Annotated in this window: 18 protein-coding genes; 9 read left to right on the forward strand and 9 right to left on the reverse strand. The window is 68.0% G+C overall.

The window, feature by feature from the left end; all coding sequences use genetic code 11:
* The first annotated feature begins 108 nt into the window (after window positions 1-108).
* Complete coding sequence (locus tag MUU56_RS00525; protein WP_244765410.1) at window positions 109-699, forward strand: TetR/AcrR family transcriptional regulator; 591 nt, start codon at window positions 109-111, stop codon at window positions 697-699.
* A gap of 7 nt (window positions 700-706) precedes the next feature.
* Here the strand turns inward: MUU56_RS00525 and MUU56_RS00530 are convergent, their stop codons facing one another.
* Both MUU56_RS00530 and MUU56_RS00535 read right to left on the reverse strand, forming a co-directional pair.
* Window positions 707-1,858, reverse strand: coding sequence for a ceramide glucosyltransferase (locus tag MUU56_RS00530; protein ID WP_244765411.1), 1,152 nt, complete (start codon window positions 1,856-1,858; stop codon window positions 707-709).
* Between the two features lie 384 nt (window positions 1,859-2,242).
* Window positions 2,243-2,788 (reverse strand): cysteine hydrolase family protein, encoded by a 546-nt coding sequence (locus tag MUU56_RS00535; RefSeq protein WP_244765412.1) that lies wholly within the window; start codon window positions 2,786-2,788, stop codon window positions 2,243-2,245.
* 101 nt (window positions 2,789-2,889) lie between these two features.
* Here MUU56_RS00535 and MUU56_RS00540 point away from each other — a divergent pair, with 101 nt between their 5' ends.
* Complete coding sequence (locus MUU56_RS00540; protein ID WP_244765413.1) at window positions 2,890-3,843, forward strand: GlxA family transcriptional regulator; 954 nt, start codon at window positions 2,890-2,892, stop codon at window positions 3,841-3,843.
* 219 nt (window positions 3,844-4,062) lie between these two features.
* Here the strand turns inward: MUU56_RS00540 and MUU56_RS00545 are convergent, their stop codons facing one another.
* The 3 genes from MUU56_RS00545 to MUU56_RS00555 all read right to left on the reverse strand — a co-directional run bounded on the left by MUU56_RS00545 (window position 4,063) and on the right by MUU56_RS00555 (window position 7,565).
* Entirely contained in the window at window positions 4,063-5,484 is a 1,422-nt protein-coding gene (locus MUU56_RS00545; RefSeq protein WP_244765414.1) for a serine/threonine protein kinase, read from the reverse strand.
* Window positions 5,484-6,224: a metallophosphoesterase family protein gene (locus MUU56_RS00550; protein ID WP_244765415.1), complete on the reverse strand. Its 741-nt coding sequence runs from the start codon at window positions 6,222-6,224 to the stop codon at window positions 5,484-5,486. Before MUU56_RS00550 ends, MUU56_RS00545 begins: the two co-directional genes overlap by 1 nt.
* Before the next feature lie 99 nt (window positions 6,225-6,323).
* Window positions 6,324-7,565 (reverse strand): NAD(P)/FAD-dependent oxidoreductase, encoded by a 1,242-nt coding sequence (locus MUU56_RS00555; protein WP_244765984.1) that lies wholly within the window; start codon window positions 7,563-7,565, stop codon window positions 6,324-6,326.
* 146 nt (window positions 7,566-7,711) lie between these two features.
* Here MUU56_RS00555 and MUU56_RS00560 point away from each other — a divergent pair, with 146 nt between their 5' ends.
* The 3 genes from MUU56_RS00560 to eno all read left to right on the forward strand — a co-directional run bounded on the left by MUU56_RS00560 (window position 7,712) and on the right by eno (window position 10,851).
* On the forward strand, window positions 7,712-8,605 hold the full coding sequence (locus MUU56_RS00560; protein ID WP_244765416.1) for a VOC family protein: 894 nt from the start codon (window positions 7,712-7,714) through the stop codon (window positions 8,603-8,605).
* A gap of 1 nt (window position 8,606) precedes the next feature.
* Complete coding sequence (gene kdsA, locus MUU56_RS00565; protein WP_244765417.1) at window positions 8,607-9,446, forward strand: 3-deoxy-8-phosphooctulonate synthase; 840 nt, start codon at window positions 8,607-8,609, stop codon at window positions 9,444-9,446.
* Between the two features lie 130 nt (window positions 9,447-9,576).
* The gene (eno, locus tag MUU56_RS00570) at window positions 9,577-10,851 is read left to right on the forward strand and encodes a phosphopyruvate hydratase (protein WP_064330009.1); all 1,275 of its coding nucleotides are present in this window, start codon (window positions 9,577-9,579) and stop codon (window positions 10,849-10,851) included.
* A 315-nt stretch (window positions 10,852-11,166) separates the two neighbouring features.
* On the opposite strand, the gene MUU56_RS00575 is transcribed toward eno, so the two are convergent.
* Together MUU56_RS00575 and MUU56_RS00580 are read right to left on the reverse strand one after the other, a co-directional pair.
* Window positions 11,167-12,093 carry a pseudouridine-5'-phosphate glycosidase gene (locus MUU56_RS00575; protein ID WP_244765418.1) on the reverse strand — a complete coding sequence of 309 codons (927 nt, stop codon included), beginning with the start codon at window positions 12,091-12,093 and terminating at the stop codon, window positions 11,167-11,169.
* Between the two features lie 34 nt (window positions 12,094-12,127).
* Complete coding sequence (locus MUU56_RS00580) at window positions 12,128-13,075, reverse strand: carbohydrate kinase family protein (protein WP_244765419.1); 948 nt, start codon at window positions 13,073-13,075, stop codon at window positions 12,128-12,130.
* Between the two features lie 238 nt (window positions 13,076-13,313).
* Here MUU56_RS00580 and recA point away from each other — a divergent pair, with 238 nt between their 5' ends.
* The 3 genes from recA (at window position 13,314) to MUU56_RS00595 (ending at window position 18,941) form a co-directional block, all read left to right on the forward strand.
* The gene (recA, locus tag MUU56_RS00585) at window positions 13,314-14,402 is read left to right on the forward strand and encodes a recombinase RecA (RefSeq protein ID WP_244765420.1); all 1,089 of its coding nucleotides are present in this window, start codon (window positions 13,314-13,316) and stop codon (window positions 14,400-14,402) included.
* 313 nt (window positions 14,403-14,715) lie between these two features.
* The gene (alaS, locus tag MUU56_RS00590; RefSeq protein ID WP_244765421.1) at window positions 14,716-17,376 is read left to right on the forward strand and encodes an alanine--tRNA ligase; all 2,661 of its coding nucleotides are present in this window, start codon (window positions 14,716-14,718) and stop codon (window positions 17,374-17,376) included.
* A gap of 371 nt (window positions 17,377-17,747) precedes the next feature.
* The gene (locus tag MUU56_RS00595; protein WP_244765422.1) at window positions 17,748-18,941 is read left to right on the forward strand and encodes a GGDEF domain-containing protein; all 1,194 of its coding nucleotides are present in this window, start codon (window positions 17,748-17,750) and stop codon (window positions 18,939-18,941) included.
* Between the two features lie 68 nt (window positions 18,942-19,009).
* On the opposite strand, the gene MUU56_RS00600 is transcribed toward MUU56_RS00595, so the two are convergent.
* Window positions 19,010-20,683, reverse strand: coding sequence for a SulP family inorganic anion transporter (locus MUU56_RS00600; protein WP_244765423.1), 1,674 nt, complete (start codon window positions 20,681-20,683; stop codon window positions 19,010-19,012).
* 184 nt (window positions 20,684-20,867) lie between these two features.
* On the opposite strand from MUU56_RS00600, the gene MUU56_RS00605 reads away from it, so the two are divergent.
* Window positions 20,868-21,737, forward strand: coding sequence for an AraC family transcriptional regulator (locus tag MUU56_RS00605; RefSeq protein WP_244765424.1), 870 nt, complete (start codon window positions 20,868-20,870; stop codon window positions 21,735-21,737).
* Between the two features lie 28 nt (window positions 21,738-21,765).
* Here the strand turns inward: MUU56_RS00605 and MUU56_RS00610 are convergent, their stop codons facing one another.
* A complete protein-coding gene (locus MUU56_RS00610; RefSeq protein ID WP_244765425.1) occupies window positions 21,766-22,401 on the reverse strand; it encodes a glutathione S-transferase family protein in 636 nt (211 codons plus the stop codon).
* Window positions 22,402-22,477: the final 76 nt, after the last annotated feature.

Here is a 22,477-nt window from a genome sequence, read left to right on the forward strand (position 1 = left end):
GGAAAGGGACGGGTTCGATAATTACATACGCGGCGTATGTTGAAGAGATAGTTGCATACGTGGCGTATGTCAAATAAAATACGCGGCGTATGTGAATGAGGAGACGCCATGCGCAAGCCGCGTGAGGAAATGATCGCCGAAACACGGGCCAAGCTGATCGCCGCCGGACGGCAGGCCTTCGGCACGGTGGGCTATGCCGCCGCCTCGATGGACGATTTCACCGCCGGGGCCGGGCTGACGCGCGGCGCGCTCTACCACCATTTCGGCGACAAGAAGGGGCTGCTCCAGGCGGTGATCCAGCAGATTGACGCGGAAATGACCTTGCGGCTCAACCGGATCTCGGCCGCGGCGCCCGACCGCTGGCAGGGTTTTGTCGCGGAATGCGTCGCCTATATCGAGATGGCGCTGGAGCCGGAGATCCAGCGCATCATGTTCCGCGACGGGCCGGCCGTGCTCGGCGACGTCTCGCAATGGCCGACCAACAATGGCTGCATCGCCGCCCTCAGCCGCAGCATCGAGCAGCTGAAGGCCGATGGCGTGATGGGGGATATCGACACGGAGGCGGCCGCCCGGCTGATCAACGGGGCGAGCAGCCATGCGGCGCTGTGGATCGCCAAGTCCGACGATCCGGAGGAGACCTCCAGGCGGGCGGTCAAGGGGTTCCGGACGCTGCTGGAGGGGTTGCGCGTCAAGGGCTGACGGCCGCCTACGGCCCCGCCGGCGCTTCCTTCAATTCGCAGGCATTCGTGCTTATCGTCATCGTGTTGCCGCGCCAGTCGATGGCGCCGCCGATCCAGGCGCGCAGCCAGATGGCCGGCATCATGGCGTCCCGCACCATCATCGCCGGCACGGACCACAGGGAAAGCCGCCAGCCCTTGGCAAGCGCAAGGACGGCTTCCGGCAGGTAGAGGCCGGCGAGCACCAGCAGCACGGCGGGCAGGACCGGCGCATCGCCGAGGAGCACCGCGGCGAGCGCGAGAAGCAGCGGCGGGACGGCGCCGAGCAGGATTTCCGGGCTGAAGAAGGCGGGGAAGGTGACGCGGCGCAGGCGCGACCAGCGGCACTGGCGCGACCAGACCTCCTGCCCGGTGCGCCGCCCCAGCGGCTGCTCGAAGGGCGAGGAGACGAGGTGCACCTTGAGGCCGAGCCGGCTGACGAGCTTGGTGGAGGCGGCGTCCTCGGCGATCTCGGCGTTCAGCGCCTGGATGCCGCCATTGGCATCGAGCATCGGCTTGTACCAGAGCATGCTCTTGCCCTGCGCGAAACCGAGGCCGAGCGCCTCGCCGGCATATTGCCAGCGGGCCTGCTGGGTGTTGAGGAACATGCATTCCACCTCCGCCCAGAAGCCGTCCGGCCGCGAGCCGAGCGGCGTCGAGCAGACGAGGCCCGAATCGCTGCGCCAGCCGCCCATCAGGTGCCGGATGTAGTCGGGCGGCATCAGGACGTTCGAATCGGCAAGGATCACCCAGTCGTGCCGCGCCGCCTGCCAGCCCTTGACGCAATTGTTGAGCTTCGGATTGGCGCTGATGCGATCATCGCCGACAAGGATGCGCGCGGCGACATGCGGATGGGCGGCGGCGGCCGTCTCGATCAGTGGCACGATGGGATCGCCCGCATGGGCGACGCAGAAGAGCAGCTCGTAGTCCGGCCAGGTGAGGCGGAAGGCGCGCTCCAGCGTCTCCGCGGAGAAATTCTCGATGCCGCGCACGGGGATGACGATGGAGACGGGCGGTCTTTCCTCGATCTCGGGCGGCGCCGCGCCCGTCGGCTTCAGCCGCTTACCGGCGATGAGGATGCTGAGGAGATTGGTGGCGACGAGGGCGCCCGAGGCAAGGGCCAGGGCCTGAGCCGTATCCATTCACGCGTACTCCGCTGGGCGCCGGATCACGATGCGGCCGCCGGGGTGCATTCACGCGCGAAGAGACACCATCGTCCCATGACAGGGGAATGACGGGCGGCGCGACGGGCTTTGGTAGGGGGTGTCCGCGGCTCCACAGACCGCGCCTGCCGGGGCCGGGCCATATGCGGCATCGTCTTCTTCCCTTCTCCCCCTGGGGAGAAGGTGGCCCGAAGGGTCGGATGAGGGGGCGATACGGACGAATCCTTTGCTTTTCTTGCCTTCGCCATCCCCCTCATCCGCCTGCCGGCACCTTCTCCCCGCGGGGGAGAAGGGGATGTGGCGACGGTTTCCTTGCCTGTGCGATAGCCCTTGCGCCCGGGGCAGGGACGGCGGTTGCGGGGACTACGACAGGAAATCGGCGGTCGTGGTGACCTTGCCGTAGCCGAATTCCAGCGCCGACATGATGGTGGCGTGGACCTGGGCGGCCGGGACGAGCGAATCACCGAAGGCCTTGTCGCGCGTGGCGCAGGCGTCGTGCACGACGGTGAGGTTGTAGCCGAGGTCGGCGGCGGCGCGCGCCGTCGCGTCGATGCAGACGTCGCTCATCGCGCCGACGACCACCACGTCCTCGATGCCGCCGTCCCGCAGCGTCTCGTCGAGCGCCGTCCCGCGGAAGGAGTTCGGATAGTTCTTGACGATGACCGTGTCGTCTTCGCGCGGCGTGACGGCCGGGATCGGCTCGATGCCCTCCGTGCCCGGGGCGAAGAGCGGCGAGGCGGCTTCCTTCGCGATGTGGTGGACATGGATGATCCGGTCGCCCCTGCCGCGCCCGGCCTCGACGATACGCGCGGCATTGGCGGCGGCGGCATCGATGCCCGCCAGCGCGAAGCTGCCGGAGGAAAGATAGTCCTTCTGGAGGTCGACGATGATGATGGCGCGCTTGCTCATGGCGGTTCCTTCTTGCAGGCGATGGACGATGTGGACATTCTGCCCCCGGCCTGCCATCCCTCGCCATTGGCAGGACCGACATAATCCGGGGTGAAAGTGACATGGCGCGTGCAGCCGAGATCGGACTGGTTCTCTATCCCGGCGTGCAGATGGCCGCCGTGCTCGGCATGACCGATCTCTTCCGGTCGGCGATGGAACTCGGCCGGAAGAAGGGGCGCGCAGGGCCTCTCCTCACCGTCAGCCACTGGCGGCTGGAGGACGGCGTGCCGGTGCGGGTGGACGCGGAGGGCGACGCGGCGTCGCGTCCCTGCGTGCTCGTCCTGCCGCCGGCGCTCGGCGATCCGATCCGGCGCGTGGAGGCGGCGCCCTTTGCCGCCTGGCTGCGCGAATGCCATGCGGGCGGCATCCAGCTCGCCTCGATCTGCGCCGGCGCCTTCCTCCTGGGCGAGACGGGGCTTCTCGCCGGCCGCACGATCACCACCAACTGGGTGATCGCCGAGACGTTCGAACGGCGGTTTCCCGACGTCACCGTCGATACCGACCGGCTGCTCGCCGACGACGGCGACATCGTGACGGCCGGCGGCGTGATGGCCTGGGTCGATCTCGGGCTGAAGCTCATCGACCGCTTCCTCGGGCCGACGATCATGCTGGAGATCGCCCGGCAGTTCGTCATCGATCCGCCGGGCCGCGAGCAGCGCTATTACAGCACCTTCTCGCCGCGCCTCCTGCATGGCGATGCGGCGATCCTGAAGGTGCAGCATTTCCTGCAGGCGAGCGAGGCGCGCGAGATCGGCCTCGACCTGCTCGCCGCGCAGGCCGGGCTGGAGGAACGCACCTTCCTCAGACGCTTCCGCAAGGCGACGGGGCTGACGACGACGGACTATTGCCAGCGCCTGAGGGTGGCGAAGGCCCAGGAGCACCTGCAGTTCACCACGCGCTCCGTCGACCGCGTGGCGCTCGATGTCGGCTACAACGATCCCGGCGCCTTCCGGAAAGTCTTCGCCCGCATCGTCGGGCTGACGCCGGGCGAGTATCGCAAGCGGTTCCGTTCGTGAGCGCGCGGTTGACGAGGTGCCCCCTCTGGTCTGCCGGCCATCTCCCCCTCAAGGGGGGAGATTGGCAAGACGTGCAAACCTAGCTTGACCAGCACCGTTGAAGAGAGGCGAAACGCTGCTCCATCCGATCTCCCCCCTTGAGGGGGAGATGGCCGGCAGGCCAGTGGGGGGATTGCGGCACGCTCCACCCCACACTCGCGACTGCCGCTCCTTAGGGGCTTACCCTGTATCCGGCGCCCCTCCCGGCCGCGGGCGGTTGCGCACCACGGTGACGGTGCAGGGGGCGTGGGCGGCGACCTCGCCGGAGACGCTGCCGAGCATGGAGCGCATCGCCGATTCGGCGCGCGCGCCCATCACGATGTGGTCGACATAGTTTTCCCGGGCATAATCGAGGATGGCGTCGGCCGGCGAGACGGCCTCCAGCACATGGAAGGTGATGCCGCCGCCGGGGACGGCAAGGCCCGTCGACCAGGTGCGCAGCTCGACCAGGCGCAGCACATGCTTGTTGCGGCCTTCCTCGTCCAGTGAGGTGTCGATGGCGATGCGGTTGATCTTCAGGACGTTGATGCAGGCGATGCGGGCGTCCGGCGTGTTCTCGATGATGCGGGCGACGGTCCTGTGCATGGCGTCGGCAAGGTCCGGCGTGCTGGCGGCAAGGTCGATCGCCACGGCGACGATCGGTGCATTGGCGAGCTGGGCCTCGGCGGTCTGCGGCTTGACGGTCTCGATAGGCACCGGGTTGAAGCGGCGGCGCAGCACCATGCCGAGCGGGTCCCGCTTCATCTTCTCCGCCCGTGCCGTCAGCTTGACGGCGGAAAGGTCCTGCAGGTCGAGGGCGAGCTGGGCGGCGCTCGGATAGCGCCAGGCGGGGTTGACCTCCAGGCAGCGCAGGATGACCTCCTGCAGGGCGGGCGGGATGGCGGCGTTGCGGGCGCGCGGCGGCAGCGGATCGCGCCACAGGCGGCGCTTCAGGCCCTTCAGGCGCTGCGGATCGCCGAAAGGACGCTCGCCGGTCGCGAAGAAGTACAGGAGGACGCCGAGGGCGAAGAGATCGCTGCGGAAATCGCTGCGCGTGCCGAGAACCTGTTCCGGCGCCATGTAGGGCGCGGTGCCGTAGGGCAGGCGGAACTGCTCGTCCATCAGGTCGGGCAGGTGGATGTGGCGGGCAAGGCCGTAGTCGATCAGCACGGCCTCGCCGCTTTCGCGGAACATGACGTTGGAGGGCTTCAGGTCGAGATGCACGACATGCTGGCGGTGCAGCGAATCGAGCGCGACGGCGATCTTCGCGCCGAGCGCGGCGACCTCCTCCGGCGGCAACGGAAGGCGCTCCAGCAGCGGATAGAGCGAGGTGCCGGGCAGGCGCTCCATGACGATATAGGGCAGCGTCGCGAAATCGCCGTTGGCGACGAAGCGCGGCACATGCGGGCCGGACAGGCGCGGCAGGATCATCTGCTCCATCTCGAAGCCGACGATGGCGGCCGGATCGTCGCCCTCGCCGATGACCGGCACCTTCATCAGGATCGGGAAATCGATGTCGGGCCGCGACACGGCCCAGATGCGCGCCATGCCGCCATTGTGCGCGATGGCCTCGATGAGGAAGCCGTCGATGAGATCGCCGGGTTTCAGCCGAGCCTTGACCATCAGCGCCCCCGCAAGAGCCGGTCGGCGAGCGAGGCCGGCAACCCGGCCGCGCGGATCTTCCCGGCCGCGCGCTCCACGTCATAGGCGGCGCGCTGGAAGCGGAGCTCGGCGCTCTGCGTGTCGTAGAGCGCGTAAGCGGCCGCGGGATCGCCGTCGCGCGGCTGGCCGACGGAGCCCATGACAGCGAGCCAGCGGCGCTGCGGCAGGAGCGGCACGGGGGTGGCGGCGACGGGGCGGAAATGCGTGACCCTGCCGCCCGGCGCCGTCGAATAGAGCGCCGGCTTGTGCACATGGCCGCAGAAGCTGACGCGCGCCGCGCAGGCCGCAAGATGCCGGCCGGCATCGCTGGCGTCGAGCACATAGTTCCAGGCGGGCGGCGCGCTGGCATCGGCATGCACGAAGAGGCAGTCGCCCTCGCGCGCCTCGAAGGGCAGGGCGGCGAGGAAGGCGCGGGTCTGGCTGCCGAGCTGGCGGCGCGTCCATTCGAGGGCGAAGGTCGCGGTCGGGTTCATCGAGACGGCGGGATTGCCGACCGCCTCGTCATGGTTGCCGCGCAGCACGACGGCGCCGCCTGCGGCAAGCGCCATCGCCCGTTCCGCGCACCATTCCGGATCCGCCCCGTAGCCGACGATGTCGCCGAGCAGCACGAGGCGGTCGGCCCCGGCGCCTTCGACGGCGGCAAGCACGGCCTCGAAGGCTTCGCGGTTGGCGTGGATATCGGAGAGGATGGCAAGCAGCATGGCAGTCCGGCTTCGTCGATGTCGGGCGAGCATAACCCGGCTTTGCGCCCGCAGCCATTCAACGGAAGGGGAATATCGGCCGGCCGGGCCTTCCCTTCGTCAAGTCTGGCGGCTGGGGAAGGCGAAGAGGTCGGCATCCGCATCGGCATGGCCGGCGATCCCGGCCGCGACGATCTCGGCGGCGATCTGGCTGAAGGTGATGCCGTTGCCGCCGAAGCCCATGACGGCGAAGACATTTTCGAGGCCCGGCACGCGGCCGATCAGCGGCAGGCCGGTGCGGGTGATGCCGAAGGGGGCCGCCCAGACGTGGTCGGGCTCCGGCAGGGCAAGGCCGAGCAGGGTTTCGGCCTTGCGGCGGATGGTCGCCGCCTTCTGCCGCAGCTTCCTTGCGGACGCATAGGCCTCGGCGCTGTCCTCGTCTTCGCCGCCGACGATCAGCCGTCCGTCGCGCGTGCGGCGGAGATAGAGATAGGGGTCGGCGCCCTCCCAGACGATGCACGTCTTCAGCCAGTCCGGCAGCGGTGTGCCGGGCGGGGTGGCGAGGGCCCAGGTGGAGACGATGGCATGCTCCTTGTCGGCGACGGCCTCCAGGAACTCATAGCCGGAGCAGAAGGCGGCGTGGCCGGCCGACAGGATCCGTCCTTCCGCCGTCGCCAGGAACACCCGGCCCGCGGCGCTGCGCAGGTCGGTGATCTCCAGCGGGCTGACGAGCTCCACGCCGCGCGCCACCGCCGCGCGCAGGATGCCGGCGGCCATCTGCGCCGGATTGGCCGCGGCGGAGATGTCGCTGAGGATGGCGCCGGTGCGCGTGATCGAAAAGCGTTCGGCAAGGGTGGCGGCGTCAAGATATTCGGCCGCGATGCCGGCGGCGCGGCGCGCCTCGGCCTCCTCCCGCAGGGCCCGGCGGCCATAGGCCTCGCCGGCGAGGAACAGGGTCTGCTTGCGCTCGAAGCCGCAGGTGAGGCCGAGATCGGCGACGATGCCCGACAGGCGCTCGACGGCGCGGGCGGAGCGCTGCCAGGCACGGCGGGCCTTCGGCGCGCCGATCATGTCCGAGAGCCTCGAGAGGGGGATGTCGATCTCGTGCTGGATCATCGCGGTGCTGGCAAGCGTGCTGCCATGCACGGGCAGGCGCCGGTCGACGACGAGCACCGAGCGCGTGCCGTCCGCCAGCGCATGGGCCATCAGCGCCCCGGAAATGCCGGCGCCGACGATGATGACGTCATAGTCGGTACGCGACGGCCTTGGCCGCGCGCGAAGCGAAAGGCGCGGCGAACCAGCCCAGAGGGGGCGGGATTCGTGGAGGTCGCGCTGGCGGGTGATGTCGCGGGATCTGGGAATGGGCGGGCTCCGGTGCGGGGACGCTGCGGGAAATGATCGGGTGGCGGAAAAGTTCCCGCAGGGCGGGGCGGGCCGTGCTGGCGCTTGCATTGCGCGCCGAAAGCGGGCAAAGCACGGGGCGCCTGAAACACGCCGGATTTTTCGCCATGACCGTGAGTTCGAGAACGCCCCGCCCGATCGACCATCTGGTGCTGCCGGTGTCCGACCTCGGGGTGGCCCGCGCGCGCCTGACCGCGCTCGGCTTCACCGTTGCCAGCGACGCCCGCCACCCGTTCGGCACGGAGAACTGTTGCGTCTTCCTTGCGGACGGTTCCTATCTCGAACCGCTCGGCATCGCCAATCGCGAGGAATGCGAGGAAGCGGCGCGCGGCGGCAATGTGTTCGTGGCGCGCGACCAGGCCTTCCGCTTCCGCCGCGGCCTCGAGGGCTTTTCCGCCATCGCCATGGCGAGCGGCGATGCCTGGGAGGACGACCAGCGCTATACCAATGCCGGCCTTTCCGGCGGCGAGGTGCTGGAATTTTCCCGCGACATGCTGCTGCCCGACGGGACCAGCGCGACCGGCAGCTTCCGCCTTGCCTTCGCCGCCGACCTGCGCAGCCCCGATTTCTTCTTCTTCGCCTCGCAGCGCATCCTGCCGCTGCCGGCCGACCGCGCGTCGCTGGAAACGCACGCGAACGGCGTCACCGCCCTGTCGGAGGTCGTCCTGTCGGAACAGAACCCGACGGATTTCCAGTATCTCGTGCAGGAGGCGGCCGACGAGCGCGCGGTCGAGGCCCTGTCCTTCGGCATGTCCGTCGATACGCCGCGCGGGCGCATCACCGTGCTCAACGATGCGGGCCTGGAGGGGTTTTACGGGATCGCGCCGGTCGCCGGCACGGATCGCGGCCTGAAAGGGCGCGCGGTCGTCTTCAAGGTTGAAAATACAGCGGAATGCGAGCGCCTCCTGACGGAACGCGGCGTCGCCTTCCATAAACGGGACAACCGCCTCCTCGTGCCGCCGGCACCCGGGCAGGGCGTCCTCCTTGTCTTCGGAGAATGAGATGAACACCAATTCCACCGTCGTCGTCGGCGAAGGCGCCAAGAAGGTCACCTTCGCCCAGGACAAGCGCTTCTCGCTGATCGCCGGCCCCTGCCAGATGGAGAGCCGCGACCATGCCTACATGATGGCCGGGGCGCTGGTCGAGATGACCGACAAGCTCGGCATCGGCCTCGTCTACAAATCCTCCTTCGACAAGGCCAACCGCACCTCGCTCTCCGGCAAGCGCGGCATCGGCCTTGAAAAGGCGCTGGAGGTCTTCGCCGACCTCAAGAAGGATTTCGGCTTCCCGGTTCTCACCGACATCCACACGGAAGAGCAGTGCGCCGTCGTCGCCGAGACGGTCGACATTCTGCAGATCCCGGCCTTCCTGTCGCGCCAGACGGACCTGCTCGTCGCCGCCGCCAGGACCGGCCGCGCGATCAACGTCAAGAAGGGCCAGTTCCTGGCGCCCTGGGACATGAAGAACGTGCTGGCGAAATTCACCGAGAGCGGCAACCCCAACGTCATGCTGTGCGAGCGCGGCGCCTCCTTCGGCTACAACACGCTCGTCTCCGACATGCGCTCGCTGCCGATCATGGCCTCGCTCGGCGCGCCCGTCGTCTTCGACGCGACGCACTCGGTGCAGCAGCCGGGCGGGCAGGGCGGCTCGACCGGCGGCGACCGCCGGTTCGTCGAGACCCTGGCACGCGCGGCCATCGCCATCGGCATCGCGGGCCTCTTCGTGGAGACCCACGAGGACCCGGACAACGCGCCCTCCGACGGCCCGAACATGGTGCACCTGAAGGACATGCCGCGGCTTCTGGAAAAGCTCGTCGCCTTCGACGACATCGCCAAGGCCTGACATTTCAAACGGATGACATGGAGACATGCCATCCGTTTTTCCCAGGGCGACGCACGCCATTGTAATTTCTGCATCCTCGATTAAAAGTGGATTTTAATCGATTTATAAACCCCGGAACAGGACGATCTCCATGACTGCAATCATCGACATCATCGGCCGCGAGATTCTCGACAGCCGCGGCAACCCCACCGTCGAAGTGGACGTGCATCTCGAAGATGGCAGCTTCGGCCGCGCGGCCGTTCCGTCGGGCGCCTCCACGGGCGCGCATGAAGCCGTCGAACTGCGCGACGGCGGCCAGCGCTACCTCGGCAAGGGCGTCGAAAACGCCGTCGCCGCCGTCAACGGCGAGATCTTCGAGGCGATCGGCGGGCTCGATGCCGAGGACCAGATCGCCGTCGACCAGACGATGATCGAGCTCGACGGCACGCCGAACAAGGCGCGCCTCGGCGCCAACGCCATCCTCGGCGTCTCGCTCGCCGTCGCCAAGGCCGCCGCGGAAGCCGCCAACCTGCCGCTCTACCGCTATGTCGGCGGCCCGAACGCCCGTGTCCTGCCGGTGCCGATGATGAACATCATCAATGGCGGCGCGCATGCCGACAACCCGATCGACTTCCAGGAATTCATGATCGTCCCGGTCGGCGCCGACACCGTCCGCGACGCCGTGCGCATGGGCTCGGAAGTGTTCCACACGCTGAAAAAGCAGCTTGCGGCCGACGGCCACAACACCAATGTCGGCGACGAAGGCGGCTTTGCGCCGGGCCTCGCCTCCGCCCCCGCCGCCCTCGACTTCATCATGAAGTCGATCGAGAAGGCCGGCTACCGCCCGGGCGAGGACATGTTCATCGCGCTCGACTGCGCCTCGACCGAATTCTTCAAGGACGGCAAGTATGTGCTGGAAGGCGAAGGCCGCACGCTGGAGCCGGGCGCCATGGCCGATTACCTTGCCGAGCTTGCCGGCAAATACCCGATCTTCTCGATCGAGGACGGCATGGCGGAAGACGACTGGGACGGCTGGAAGGCGCTGACCGACAAGATCGGCAAGACGGTGCAGCTCGTCGGCGACGACCTGTTCGTGACGAACTCCGCGCGCCTTCGCGACGGCATCAAGATGGGCGTCGGCAATTCGATCCTCGTCAAGGTCAACCAGATCGGCTCGCTCTCCGAGACGCTCGACGCCGTCGAGACCGCGCACAAGGCGAGCTACACCGCCGTCATGTCGCACCGCTCGGGCGAGACCGAGGATTCGACGATCGCCGATCTCGCCGTCGCCACCAACTGCGGCCAGATCAAGACCGGCTCGCTCGCCCGCTCCGACCGCACCGCCAAGTACAACCAGCTGATCCGCATCGAGGAACAGCTCGGCGCCCAGGCGAAATACGCCGGCCGCGGCATCCTGCGCGGCTGATCGGCTGCACGGCATCTTCCGGCGGCAGCGTGCAAGCGCTGCCGCCGGTTTCTTTTTGTGGAGGGCAGGGCTGCGGCATGTGGCAAAGCACCCCCCTCTGGCCTGCCGGCCATCTCCCCCTCAAGGGGGGAGATCGGATGGAGCAGCGCCTCGCCTCTCTCCAACGGTGCTGATCAAGCCAGGTTTGCACGTCTTGCCAATCTCCCCCCTTGAGGGGGAGATGGCCGGCAGGCCAGAGGGGGGTGACGCAAAGCGCAACCTGCCTACCCTTGTGCAATCGCCTCACACAAGGGCATGGCACCCCCGACCGGCGGCTCAGTCCGCCAGTGCCACGGCGATTTCCGCCGCCAGCCGCGCATTGTTCTCGACGAGTGCGATGTTGGTCTTGAGGCTCCTCCCGTCCGTCAGGCGGAACAGGCTGTCGAGCAGGTAGGGCGTCACGGCCTTGCCGGCGATCTCGTCGCGTTCGGCATTGTCGAGCGCGCGGGCGATGTAGATCTCCATCTCCTCGCGTTCGATCTCGTCGGCCTCCGGCACCGGATTGGCGATCAGCATGCCGCCGTCGACGCCGAGCTGGTCGCGCACCTTCTGGAAATTGGCGATGGCCGCCGGGCTGTTCAGCGTCAGCGGGCTCTTCAGGCCCGAATCGCGCGACCAGAAGGCCGGGAAGACCGGGCTGTCATAGGTGACGACGGGCACGCCGCGCGTCTCCAGCACTTCCAGGGTCTTCGGGATGTCGAGGATCGCCTTGGCCCCCGCGCAGACGACGATCACGCCGGTGCGCGACAGTTCGTCGAGGTCGGCGGAGATGTCGAAGGTCTCCTCCGCCTTGCGGTGCACGCCGCCGATGCCGCCGGTCGCGAAGACCCTGATGCCGGCGCGCGCCGCGCCGATCATCGTCGCCGCCACGGTCGTCGCGCCCGTGCGGCGCTCGGCGATCGCGAAGGCGAGGTCGGCGCGCGACAGCTTCATCGCGCCCTCGGTCTGCGCCAGCGCTTCCAGCCGCGCATTGTCGAGGCCGACATGCAGCACGCCGTCGATGACGGCGATGGTCGCCGGCACGGCGCCTTCCTCACGGATGATGCGCTCGACGCTGCGGGCCATGTCGAGGTTGCCCGGATAGGGCATGCCGTGGGTGATGATCGTCGATTCGAGCGCGACGATCGGTGCGCCGCGGCTCTTGGCGGCGGCGACTTCGTCCGAATACTGCATCGGCAGGAGGGTGGAAACGGGTCTGGTCATGCGGTGTCCTTGCAGGAATTTCGGCAAAAAAGTCTCATGCCATCCCTTCGGCCTCCGGCACAAGGGAAAGTGCGGCCTGAAGCGCCGCCTGCGACATTTCTTCGGCGACGGCCAGCGGCGAACGCACGGTGATCGCCGCGGCGGCGACCCCGCGGCGCAGCGCCTCGCCGATATCGTGGCCGGCTATCCAGGCATCGAGGAAGCCGGCGGCGAGCGAATCGCCCGCCCCGGTGACGTCGCCGAGCGCGGGCGCCTCCGGCGGCGTGACGAGAACCGCCTTTTCCGCATCGAAGGCGACGACGCCCCGGCCGCCGCGCGTCACGACGCCGGCGCAAAGGCCGGCCGCGCGCAGCGCCTTCGGCCAGCCGGCCGGGTCCTCCGGCGCCGCGCCCGCCAGCGTGCGTGCCTCCGCCTCGTTCATGAACAGGAAGGCGAGGGCGGGAAGGCTCGCCGCAAAGCGCGGCACCTTGGCCGGCGAGATGGCGATGCCGGCGATATGCACGCCCGCGGCGCCCGCCGCCGTCGTCATCGCCGCCAGCGTCTCGGCCGGCAGGTTGGCATCGGTGAGGATCAGCCCCGCCGCCGCGACCGCCTCGCGCATCGCCCGCTGCTGCAGGCGGCGCGGCGAGAACAGGCGGTAGAGCTCCATGTCCGCCAGCGCGATGACGAGGTTGCCGTCGCGCTCGATGATCGCCGTGTAGCTCGGCGTCGCCCGGTCGAGGAAGGTGAAGGGCGTATCCTCGACGCCCGCCGCCTCCGCCGCCGCCGCGACGATGGCGCCGTCCGCATCGCCCCCGCGCGGCGAGACGAGCCGCACCGTGCGGCCGAGCCGGGCAAGGTTGCGCGCCGCATTGAAGGCGCCGCCGCCCGCTTCCACGAACCAGGCGCCGGGATTGCTCGCCCCCGGCGCCGTCTCGCCGGCGATGCGTCCGCGCCTGTCCACATGGGCGCCGCCCATCACCAGTATCGTCTTTCCCGTCATCGTCTTCCTTCATTCCCGCGGGGGGCGCGATTCGCCGGCAAAAGCGAGGCGCCCGCGCGGGTACATCCTTGTTCCGCCACGGGTTTCAACAGCCGTAAACGAAAAGAGAACACACGCTCGATTTACGAAATCATTCAAATGGATGAATGGACCTTGCAAAAAGAGAACAAAATGTGTACATAGCTTTCATCGACGGCTTCGTTGCCTGTCTTGCTTCAATAACCTAAAGGTGGACCAAATGGCACAGAACACTTTGCGGCTCGTAGAGGATAAAGCAGTGGATAAAAGCAAGGCACTCGAAGCGGCACTCTCCCAGATCGAGCGCTCCTTCGGCAAGGGCTCCATCATGAAGCTCGGCTCGAAGGACAGCGTCGTCGAGATCGAGACGGTGTCGACGGGCTCGCTCAGCCTCGACGTCGCGCTCGGCATCGGCGGCCTGCCCAAGGGCCGCATCATCGAGATCTACGGTCCGGAAAGCTCGGGCAAGACGACGCTGGCGCTGCAGACCATCGCCGAGGCCCAGAAGTCGGGCGGCATCTGCGCCTTCGTCGACGCCGAGCACGCGCTCGACCCGGTCTATGCCCGCAAGCTTGGCGTCGATCTCCAGAATCTGCTGATCTCGCAGCCCGACACCGGCGAACAGGCGCTCGAAATCACCGACACGCTGGTGCGCTCCGGCGCGATCGACGTGCTGGTGGTCGATTCGGTCGCCGCGCTCACGCCGCGCGCCGAAATCGAGGGCGAGATGGGCGAGAGCCTGCCGGGCCTCCAGGCGCGCCTGATGAGCCAGGCGCTGCGCAAGCTCACCGCCTCGATCTCCAAGTCCAACACGATGGTGATCTTCATCAACCAGATCCGCATGAAGATCGGCGTCGTCTACGGCTCGCCGGAAGTGACGACGGGTGGCAACGCGCTGAAGTTCTACGCCTCCGTCCGCCTCGACATCCGCCGCATCGGCGCCGTCAAGGAGCGCGACGAGGTGATCGGCAACCAGACGCGCGTCAAGGTCGTCAAGAACAAGATGGCACCGCCCTTCAAGCAGGTCGAGTTCGACATCATGTACGGCGAGGGCGTCTCCAAGACCGGCGAGCTCATCGACCTCGGCGTCAAGGCCGGCATCGTGGAGAAGTCCGGCGCCTGGTTCTCCTACAACAGCCAGCGTCTCGGCCAGGGCCGCGAGAATGCCAAGACGTTCCTGCGCGACAATCCGGACCTCGCCCGCGAGATCGAAATGGCGCTGCGCCAGAATGCCGGCCTGATCGCCGACCGCTTCCTGGAGAACGGCGGGCCGGATCCGAACGACGCCGACGACGCGGCCGGCATGTAATCGCCGCGCAACGGTTCCGCAAAAATGGGAAAGACCGGCCTCTTCTTCGCGAAAGGCCGGTTTTTTGGTGTCTGGACAGGGGCCGAGGCGGGCGATAAAAGCCTTCAGTTCTCGCGCGCGCCAAGGTTTTCGGCCTTTCCGCATCCAAGCGGCAGGCGCGGGCGGTTTCGACGGAATTCGCGAAAGGGCGGCCTTGTGGGGTCTTCCGGGCGGGCACTCCGGCCGGCGAGGCGGTTTTACCGTCGTTGCAGTGACATTGGGTGGGTGATGCGCCGGTCTTCCGGCGTGAATGGGCAGAGATGAAGGACGCGATATGAGCGGCGTGAATGAGATCCGGTCGACTTTCCTCGACTATTTCCGAAAGAACGGCCACGAGATCGTGCCGTCCAGCCCGCTCGTGCCGCGCAACGACCCGACGCTGATGTTCACCAATGCCGGCATGGTGCAGTTCAAGAACGTCTTCACCGGGCTGGAATCGCGCTCCTATTCCACCGCGACGACCGCTCAGAAGGTCGTGCGTGCCGGCGGCAAGCACAACGACCTCGACAATGTCGGCTATACCGCGCGGCACCTGACCTTCTTCGAGATGCTCGGCAACTTCTCGTTCGGCGACTACTTCAAGGAGCGCGCCATCGAGCTTGCCTGGACGCTGGTGACCAAGGGCTTCGACCTGCCGAAGGACCGGCTGCTCGTCACCGTCTATTCCGAGGACGAGGAGGCGGCGGTCCTCTGGAGGAAGATCGCCGGCCTGTCCGACGACCGGATCATCCGCATCCCGACCTCCGACAATTTCTGGCAGATGGGGGACACCGGCCCCTGCGGACCCTGTTCGGAAATCTTCATCGACCAGGGCGAGCATGTCTGGGGCGGCCCGCCCGGCTCGCCCGAGGAGGACGGCGACCGGTTCCTCGAATTCTGGAACCTCGTCTTCATGCAGTTCGACCAGACGGCGCCCGGCGAGCGCAGCCTTTTGCCGCGCCCGTCGATCGACACCGGCATGGGCCTCGAGCGCATGGCCTGCATCCTGCAGGGCGTCCAGAGCGTCTTCGAGACCGACCTTTTCCGCACGCTGATCTCGGCCGTCGAGGAGACCGTCGGCATCAAGGCGGAAGGCGAGGCGGCCGCAAGCTGCCGGGTCATCGCCGACCATCTCCGCTCCTCCGCCTTCCTGATCGCCGACGGCGTGTTGCCGTCGAATGAAGGCCGCGGCTACGTGCTGCGCCGCATCATGCGCCGCGCCATGCGCCACATGCAGCTGCTCGGCGCCCGCGAGCCGCTGATGTGGTCGCTGCTGCCGGCGCTGGTCGGCGAGATGGGCCGCGCCTATCCCGAGCTCGTGCGGGCCGAAGCCCTGATCTCCGAGACGCTGAAGCTGGAGGAAACCCGGTTCCGCAAGACGCTGGAGCGCGGCCTGTCGCTGCTATCGGATGCCACCGTAACGCTCAAGAAGGGCGACATGCTGGACGGCGAGACCGCGTTCAAGCTCTACGACACCTACGGCTTCCCGCTCGACCTCACCCAGGACGCGCTGCGCGCCCGCGACATCAATGTCGACCTTTCCGGTTTCAACGATGCGATGCAGCGCCAGAAGGCGGAAGCGCGGGCGAACTGGTCCGGCTCCGGCGACAAGGCGACGGAAGCGGTCTGGTTCGAGCTGAAGGAAAAACACGGCGCGACCGAGTTCCTCGGATACGACACCGAGGCGGCCGAGGGCGTGGTGCAGGCGATCGTCAGGGACGGCAGGACGATCGACGGCGCCAGTGCCGGCGACACTGTGCAGATCGTCGTCAACCAGACGCCGTTCTACGGCGAATCGGGCGGCCAGATGGGCGATACGGGCGTGATCGCCAGCGACCATGCGCGCCTTTTGGTGACCGACACGCAGAAGAAGGGCGAGGGCGTCTTCGTCCACAGCGCCGTCGTCGAGAGCGGCAAGCTTGCCGTCGGCGATGCCGTGGCGCTGACGGTGGACCATGCCCGCCGCGCGCGCCTTCGCGCCAACCACTCCGCCACTCACCTGCTGCACGAGGCGCTGCGCGAGGTGCTCGGCACCCACGTTGCCCAGAAGGGCTCGCTGGTCGCGCCGGAGCGCCTGCGCTTCGACGTCTCGCATCCCAAGCCCATGTCGGCGGAGGAGCTGCGCGTCATCGAGGACATGGCGAACGAGATCATCGTGCAGAACGCCCCGGTCACCACCCGCCTGATGACGGTGGACGATGCGATCGCGGAAGGCGCCATGGCACTCTTCGGCGAGAAATACGGCGACGAGGTGCGCGTGGTCTCCATGGGCACCGGCCTGCACGGCGCCAAGGCGAACCGGCCCTATTCGGTCGAGCTCTGCGGCGGCACGCATGTGTCGGCGACCGGCGAGATCGGCCTCGTGCGCATCCTTTCGGAGAGCGCCGTCGGCTCCGGCGTGCGCCGTCTGGAAGCGCTGACGGGCGAGGCGGCCCGCGCCTACCTTGCCGAGCAGGACGAGCGCGTGAAGGCGCTCGCCACGACGCTGAAGGCGCAGCCGGGCGACGTGCTCGCCCGCGTCGAGGCGCTGGTCGAGGAGCGCCGCAAGCTGGAGCGCGAACTGACCGAGGCGAAGAAGAAGCTGGCGCTGTCGGGCGGCACCGCCGGCGGCGACGAGGGCGTGCGCGAGGTCGCGGGCGTGAAATATCTCGGCAAGGTCGTCACAGGTGTCGAGCCGAAGGACCTGAAGAGCCTTGCCGACGACGGCAAGAAGAGCCTCGGATCCGGCATCGTCACGTTCGTCGGCGTCTCGGCGGACGGCAAGGCGAGCGCCGTGGTCGCCGTCACCGACGACCTCACCGGCCGCTACAGCGCCGTCGATCTCGTGCGCCGCGCCTCCGAAGCGCTCGGCGGCAAGGGCGGCGGCGGGCGTCCCGATATGGCGCAGGCCGGCGGCCCGGACGGCGCCAGGGCAGGCGCGGCGATCGAGGCGGTTGCCGGCGCCATCGCCGGCTGAACCTTCCCGCGGCCGCGCGATCGCCTGTGCCTCCACAAGGGTAGGCGATCATATATCGAGTTCGACCCTGCCCCATTCCCTTCTCCCCCGCGGGGAGAAGGTGGCCCGAAGGGATGAGGGGGTGGCTCTGACAGAGCCTTCGCGCTTTGGACATCCCCTCATCCGCCTACCGGCACCTTCTTGCCGCGGGGGAGAAGGGAATGGGGTGGCGTTTCATTCCCCATGCGACGACCCTGCACGCAAGGAACGGATCACGGCGGCGGGCTTCGGCCCGCCGCTTTTGTTTGCGAAGTCTTCAAGGTTTGCCCCTAGCATCCTGCGCGTGCGGAGTGCGTATTTTGATTGAAGACATCATCAGCATCTCAACCTTGATGATCTGTACGTTCCTGGCGACGACCGCCGTCGGGATTTTCATGCTGCAGGTGTGGCTGACCGACCGGCGGCACAGGGCGGCCGGCTACTGGTGCCTGTCCATGTGGGTCGGCTCGCTCTGCACGCTGCTGTTCGCGCTGCGCTCCGTCGGCCCGCCGCTCCTGACCGTCGGCCTCGGCAATGCGCTCGCCGCCTGCGGCTATGCGTTCATGTGGGCCGGCTTCCGCGTCTTCGATCGCCGCCGCGTTTATCGTTCCGTCGTTCTGGCCGGCCCCGTCCTGTGGGGCCTCGTCTATCTTCTCGTCCCGCAGGTGTCGGAGGATGTGAACAACCGCATCATCGTCAGCTCGACCATCATCACCGCCTATTGCCTGTGGATCGGCATCGACATCTGGCGCGGGCACCGCACCGAGCCGCTGCCGACCCGCATGCTTGCGGCGGCCTTTTTCGTCAGCCACGGCATCATCTATGGCCTGCGCATTCCCATGGCGATCGTCCTGCCTGCGGCCTTCGGCCATGGCACGGCCTATTCCGCCTGGTTCGCGGTCTTCTCCCTGGAACTGTTCGCCCATACGATCCTTGCCGCCGTCGCCATGCTGGTGCTGATCAAGGAGCGGGGCGAGGCGCTCTACCGCCAGGCCTCGCGCACCGACGCGCTGACCGGCATCGCCAACCGCGGCTCGTTCCTGGACGACATGCAGAAACTGCTGGGCGACCGGCGGCAGGGCACGCTGATGATCTTCGATCTCGACCGGTTCAAGGCGATCAACGACACCTACGGCCACGTCGCCGGCGATCTCGTGCTGAAGCGGTTTTCCGCGCAGGTCGCCGCCCGCCTGGAGGCGAACATGTTGTTCTGCCGCTTCGGCGGCGAGGAATTCGCGCTCTTTGCGCCGGGGCGCGACATGGCGCCCGCCGAACAGTTCGCCGAGGCGCTGCGGCTGGAGGTCGCCGCCCTGCCGGTGCGCGCCGGGGATGACGAGATCGCGGTCTCGGTCAGCATCGGCCTTGCGGATGTCGCGACCTTCGGAGCGGATTTCGACCGCCTGCATTCGGCGGCCGACGGCGCGCTCTATGCGGCCAAGGAGGCCGGCCGCAACCAGGTGAAGCGCGCGGCGCCCTCTCTGGGGCTTCCGGGTGTCGCCGAGCGCATGAGAAACCCGGCCGCTTCGGATGTCGCCCGCGCCGGCTGAGGCGTCTGCGCTTTCCTTTGCATGACAAGCATCGGACGGAGAGCCGTTCGCGCCGCTCCGGCGCGGTTTCAGCGCGTGGTCGCCGCGATCTCGCCCATCGCGGCGTCCACGGTGGCCGTGAAGGTGACGCGCGGGGCGTGCAGCTCGTGGGCTTCCAGCATGCGGCGCATGTCGGGCTTCAGGCCCGTGATGAAGACGCGCACGCCGGCCCGCTCGGCCTTGCGCACCAGGCCCTCGATGACGCTGGCGGCGGTGGAATCGAGCAGCGGCACGTCGGCGCAGTCGAGCACGAAATTGCGCCGCTGGTCGGCGATGCGGTCGAGCACGGAGCCGACGCTGGCCGCCGCGCCGAAGAAGAAGACGCCGCTGATGCGGTAGATCACCGTATCCGGATCGTCGCCGGCGACCGGCCGCTCGGGCAGGCCGCTGTCCTCGCCGGCATTCTCGATCGCCCGCACGACGCGCGGCACCGTCTCCTCGCGGATGTCGACGGACTTGCCCATGCGGTCGATGAACAGCACCGCGCCGAGCAGGAAGCCGACGACGATGCCCTCCGTCAGGTCGCGGAAGACGACCAGCAGGAAGGTGACGACGAGCACCGCCGCATCGCCGCGCGAGGAGCGGAAGAGGGCGGCGATGGCCGGGCGCTCCACCATGTTGAACGCGACGACCGCCAGCACGCCGGCGAGCGCGGCGAGCGGGATATAGCTGGCGAGCGGCGCGGCGACGAGCATGAAGAGCAGCAGGAAGACCGCGTGCAGCATGCCGGAGACCGGGCTGGTGGCGCCGGAGCGCACGTTCGTGGCGGTGCGGGCGATGGTGCCCGTCACGCAGATGCCGCCGAAGAGCGCCGAGCCGACATTGGCGACTCCTTGGGCGATAAGCTCCATGCTGGAGCGGTGCCTGCGCCCCGTCATGCCGTCGGCGACGACGGCCGAGAGCAGCGATTCGATGGCGCCGAGCAGCGTGAAGGCGACGGCATCCGGCAGGACGGCGAGCACGAGCTCGGGGGAGAAGGACGGCAGCGCGGGCAGGGGCAGGCCGCGCGGAATGCCGTTGAAGCGGGTGCCGATCGTGTCCGCCGGCAGGGCGAGAAGCGCGGTGGCGAACGAGGCGATGGTGACGGCGATGAGCAGGTTCGGCCAGCTCGGGCGGAAGCGGCGCAACAGCAGGATGACGGCGATGGTGAGGCCGGCGACGCCGAAGGCGGCCGGATTGAAGCTGGGCCGGGCGGCCCAGAGCGCCTCGAGCTTCTCGACGATCGGCCCCGGCTCGCGCCCGTCCAGCTTCAGGCCGAACAGTTCGCCGATCTGGCTGGCGAAGATGATGACGGCGATGCCGGCCGTGAAGCCGACCGTCACGGGATAGGGGATGAACTTGATGTACTTGCCGAGCCTGAGATAACCGGCCAGCGCGAGCATGAGGCCGGAGAGCAGCGTGGCGACCAGCAGGCCCTCGACGCCGTGGCGGGCGACCGTGGCCGAGACGAGCACGATGAAGGCGCCGGCCGGCCCGCCGACCTGGAAGCGGCTGCCGCCGAGCGCGGAAACGAGGAAGCCGCCGATGATGGCGGTGTAGAGGCCGCGGTCCGGCGTGACGCCGGAGGCGATGGCGATCGCCATGGACAGCGGCAGCGCGACGATCGCCACCGTGAGGCCGGCCAGCGCATCGGCCTTGAAACGCGCGGGGCCATAGCCCTCCGCGAAAACGCTGGCGAGCTTCGGCGTCAAGGTATCGGTCATGGGTGCCTCGGAAGGCCGGAGGATGGAGTAAGGGAGGGCCGGCGGGGGCATCTCACGCCGAGTCGCCCGTTTTTGCAATGGCACAAGGCAAGGCTATGCAGAAATTGCAGAGCATGACAGAAGCGCAGGATTTGTGAAATCGCTCCGTGCTTGGTTGAATGCGTTCCGGCGAGAGGGAAGCGGCATGAGCGAGAGCGGGATCTGGGCGGCCTATGAGAAACGCCTGCTGCGGGTTTCCGCCTATATCCACGAGCACCTGGAAGAGGATCTCGACCTCGACCGGCTGTCGGAGATCGCCTGCCTTTCCGCCCATCACTGGCACCGCGTCTACCGCGCCGTGCACAACGAGACGCTGGCGGCAACCGTCCGCCGGCTGCGTCTGCACCGTGCGGCGGGCGATCTGGTGCGCAGCGACCGCTCCGTCCGGGACATTGCCGCGCGATGGGGGTACGCCAACCTCCAGTCCTTCACGCGTACCTTCGCGGCTGCCTATGGCATGCCGCCGGCACGCTACCGCAAGGAGGGCTCCCATCGCGCCTACGAACCCGAGAACGACAAGGAGTGCTCCCGCATGTTCGACGTGACCATCCGCACCATTCCCGAGCAGACGCTGCTCGCCGTTGCCCATTCCGGTTCCTACATGGGCATCGGCAAGGCCTTCGAGGCGCTGCATGGCGCGCTCTTCTCCCGCAACCTCTTCCGGCCGGACATGCGCATGATCGGCGTCTTCCTCGACGATCCCGATCTCGTGGCGGAGGAGGAGCTTCGCTCCTTCGCCTGCGTGACGGCGGATGCGACCATTCCCGCCGAGGCGCCGCTCGATCGCCGCACGCTGGCGGGCGGCGACTATGCGGTGCTGCGCCACCAGGGTCCCTATGCCGATATGGGCGCGGCCTATCGCTGGCTCTACGGCACATGGCTGCCGGCCTCGGGACGCTCGATCCGCGACGAGGTGATGTTCGAGGCCTATCTCAACAATCCGCGCGAGGTTGCGCCGAACGCGCTTCTGACGGAAATATGCCTGCCGCTCCAGCCGGCCGAAGCCGCGGCCTGAACGGCAGGTGGCTGGCGGTAAGCCCGCCCTAACCCTTCGCCGCCTGAAGCTGGCGGTGCATCTCCTCGTCGTCGATCGCGGTCGCGCGCTTGCTGGCCGGCCGCTCCTTCAGGCGATCCCAATAGGCCTTGAATTCCGGCCGGGGCTCCAGCGAGCCGAATTGCAGGCCCCAGCTGATATGGGCGCCGACATAGACATCGGCGGCGGTGAAATTGTCGCCGGCGATGTAGGGACAGCGCGTGACGGCCAGCGACAGGGCGCCCATGACCGCAGCATAGCTGCCGCAGCCGATGCTGCGCTCGCGCTTCCTGGGAACCTCGATGCCGAAGGCCTTCAGCGAGACCGCCATTTCCAGCGGGCCGGCTGCGAAGAAGAGCCAGCGGTAGTAATCGCCGCGCTTTTCGGGCGGCGGGGCGAGGCCGGCTTGGGGGAAGGCATCGGCGAGATAGGCGCAGATCGCCGCCGCCTCCGTCACCACGGTCTGGCCGTGGCGGATGGTCGGCACCTTGCCCATCGGGTTGATCGCCAGGAATTCCGGCGATTTCATCGAGCCGTCGAAGGTCAGCCATTCGGTGCGATAGGGCGCGCCGACCTCCTCCAGCATCCAGCGGGCGATGCGCCCGCGCGACATCGGGTTGCTATAGAAAACCAGTTCCTCGGCCATGCCGTCCTCCTCTTGCAAACCGGCCGGGAGGATAGGGCACACGGGCCCTGCCGCAAGAGGCCGCAACGAAAAAGCC

This window comes from Shinella yambaruensis, from assembly GCF_022899355.1.
In the GTDB taxonomy this organism is placed as follows: domain Bacteria; phylum Pseudomonadota; class Alphaproteobacteria; order Rhizobiales; family Rhizobiaceae; genus Shinella; species Shinella yambaruensis.